At 73.2% G+C, this 803-nt stretch carries 1 protein-coding gene; it reads right to left on the minus strand.

Annotated elements, in window-relative coordinates; all coding sequences use genetic code 11:
• Positions 1-803: TGS domain-containing protein (locus C6558_RS38815; protein ID WP_146160995.1), on the minus strand; the 803-nt coding region annotated here is incomplete at both ends.

The raw sequence follows: 803 nt of genomic DNA on the forward strand, positions 1-803 counted from the left end.
CGGGACCAGCTCCTGCAGGTGCACCTCGCCGACGGTCAGCTCGCCCTCCGGCTCGGCCTGCGTCGGCGTCGGCGGAGCGAGGCGCTCCGCGACGCGTTCCTGCACGGACTGGGCGGACACGTGGCCGTCGCCGAGGGCCACGAACAGCCCGTCGAGGTCCGCGTAGCCGAGATCCGTGGCCACCTGCACCAGCTCCTCGCCGCCGAGCACCTGCTGCACGGCCATGCCGGCCTTGCGCAGCTGACGGGTCAGCGACTCGCGTCCCCGGTCGGCCTGCTCGTCGCGGCGCTGCGTGGCGAAGTGGTGACGGATCTTGGACCGGGCCCGCGGCGAGACCACGAAGCCCAGCCAGTCCCGGCTCGGGCCCGCGTCCTCGGCGCGCGAGGTGAAGACCTCCACGGTGTCACCGTGGCTCAGCGGCGTGGACAGCGGGACGAGCTTGCCGTTGACCCGGGCACCGATGGTGCGGTGGCCGACGTCGGTGTGGATGGCGTAGGCGAAGTCCACGGGCGTGGAGCCGGCCGGCAGGGTGCGGATCTCCCCCTTCGGCGTGAAGACGTACACCTCGTCCGCCCCGATCTGGGTGCGCAGCGAGGCGAGGAACTCGTCCGGGTCCCGGGTGTCCGCCTGCCAGTCCATCACCGAGCGCAGCCAGGCCGGCGTGGCCTGCACCGGCGCCTGGCCGGCGGCCTGAGCCTTGTACCGCCAGTGCGCGGCGACGCCGTACTCGGCCTGGCGGTGCATCTCCTGCGTGCGGATCTGGATCTCCACCGGCTTGCCGCCCGGCACCATCACCGTGGTGT

The organism is Ensifer sp. NM-2, from assembly GCF_003024455.1.
Lineage (GTDB): Bacteria > Pseudomonadota > Alphaproteobacteria > Rhizobiales > Rhizobiaceae > Ensifer > Ensifer canadensis.